The sequence below is a fragment of the Mycolicibacterium arseniciresistens genome (assembly GCF_030519285.1).
Lineage (GTDB): Bacteria > Actinomycetota > Actinomycetes > Mycobacteriales > Mycobacteriaceae > Mycobacterium > Mycobacterium arseniciresistens.
Genome location: NZ_JAUMSQ010000503.1, coordinates 1 through 2,058 on the forward strand (window position 1 = coordinate 1; position 2,058 = coordinate 2,058).

2 protein-coding genes are annotated in these 2,058 nt (G+C 70.7%); both read left to right on the forward strand.

Annotated features, from left to right (window positions below):
• A partial coding sequence (locus Q2100_RS31035; protein WP_302917095.1) for a MinD/ParA family ATP-binding protein occupies nucleotides 1-1,024 on the forward strand: 1,024 nt, incomplete at its 5' end.
• Between the two features lie 208 nt (nucleotides 1,025-1,232).
• On the forward strand, nucleotides 1,233-2,058 hold an 826-nt coding region (locus tag Q2100_RS31040), incomplete at its 3' end, for an MPT63 family protein (protein ID WP_302917096.1).

The window sequence follows — 2,058 nt, forward strand, 5'->3', positions numbered from 1 at the left end:
GCCGGGAGCGGCGCCGCGCCCGTGGCCGGCTGCCGCCTACGGTCCGGACGCCCGCATCGCGGCGCCGCCGCCGAGCGGTTCCTACGCTGACCGCATCCGGGTCAACGACCTGGTGCCCGCCCGCCGGACACCTCCGCAACGCGGCTGGCGGCGGCTCGTCTACCGCGCGAGTTTCGGCGCGATCAATCCCGGTCCCTCGGCCGACGAGCTGCGTCAGGCCGAACTCGAGGCGAAGATCCGGGGAGCGCTGCGCGGCCACTACAAGGTCGGCGTGATGGGCAAGGGCGGCGTGGGCAAGACGACGGTGTCGGCGAGCATCGGGTCGATCTTCGCCGAACTCCGCCAGGACGACCGCGTGGTGGCCATCGACGCCGACACGGCGTTCGGGAAACTGGGCAGCCGGGTCGACCCGAAGGCGCAGGGCTCGTACTGGGAACTGGCCAGTGACCAGCACCTGGACTCGTTCGCCGACGTCCGCAGCAGGGTCGGCAACAACGCCGCCGGTCTGTTCGTCCTGGCCGGTGAGGCCACCCCGGCCCGTCGCCGGGTGCTCGACCCTGCGATCTACCGCGAGGCCACCTCGCGGTTGGACCGGTACTTCTCGATCTCCGTCGTCGACTGCAGTTCCACGATGGACTCCCCGGTGACGCAGGAGGTACTGCGTGACCTCGACGCGCTGATCGTGGTGTCCTCGCCCTGGGTCGACGGCGCCGCTGCCGCGGGGCAGACGATGGACTGGCTGGCCAACCGCGGGCTGAACGGTCTGCTGCAGCGCACGGTCGTGGTGCTCAACGACTCCGACGGCCATGCCGACAAACGCACCCGGTCGATCCTGGCCCAGCAGTTCGCCGGCCAGGGTCAGGCGGTGGTCGAGGTGCCGTTCGACGGACACCTGCGGCCGGGTGGCGTCATCGACCGCACCAGCGAGATGTCCCAGGCGACCCGTCGGCGCTTCCTGGAGATCGCCGCCATCCTCGCCTCGCACTTTCCGACTCACGACGATCGCATCCGCGATCGCGGCTGAGTTCGTTCGCCAGCAAGCACCAACGACCGCCGAAAGCGGTGGTGACGAGGCGTCTTGGCGGTGCTTCGCACGTGACGGACCGGCCCCGTTGGCGCAGCGTTCACGACAGGCGGGGATGATCTTGTGCCGAACGACCTGCTAACTTCGAGTCTGTGACCTCCCTAAGACCGGGGGAGTCGGCAGTCGGACGACTCAGGAGCGAACAACCTTGAAGATCACGATCATCACCAATGCACTGGCCGCAGCAACCTTCGCTGCGGGAGCCGCAGGCGTCATCGCGGCGCCGATCGCGGGCGCGGACACGGCCGGTGTCACCACCCAGGACCTGGGCAGCCAGGCAGAACTGCGCGACGGGAACGTCATCCAGCAGTGGACGGTGACAGGCCTCAAGCCCAGCTCGGACACCATTCCCTACCAGGTGCGCGGCACGCTGTGGGAAGCCACCGCGACCGACAAGGCCGTGGCGGGATCGGCGACGCCGATCGTGTCCAACTTCAACGCCCGCGCCGCGGACGGCCAGAACTACCGCGCGCTGTTCCAGGTGGCCACACCGCAGGGTGTCAATCCGGCAACCATCGCGCAGGGTCAGGAGACCAGCGGCAAGATCTACTTCGACGTGACCGGCCCCGCGCCGGACACCGTCGTCTACAACGCCGGCGGGCGTGACGTCCTGGCGTGGGACGAGCCGCCGGCCGCGCCGCAGACGGCTCCGGGCACCTCGAACTACCCCTCGGGTAGCTCGGCCGCTCCTGCAGAGGTCGCCGACGAGGCGCCGGCCACGGCGGAGGACGAGCTGACGCCCGCCCCGGCGAGCAACGAGACCGATCCGGCCGCGCCGGGCGCACAGGGCACCCCGGTCGCCGTCGGACCTGACGGTGTTCCGCTGCCGGAAGGCAGTGCGGGCACGCCGCTGCCCGAGGGTGCCCCGGTCCCCGCAGGAACCCAGCCGGTTCCCGCGGGAACCCAGCCGGTTCCCGCAGGCAGTGCGGGTACTCCGTTGCCTGCGGGCGCACCGGCTCCCGCCGGAACTCCGG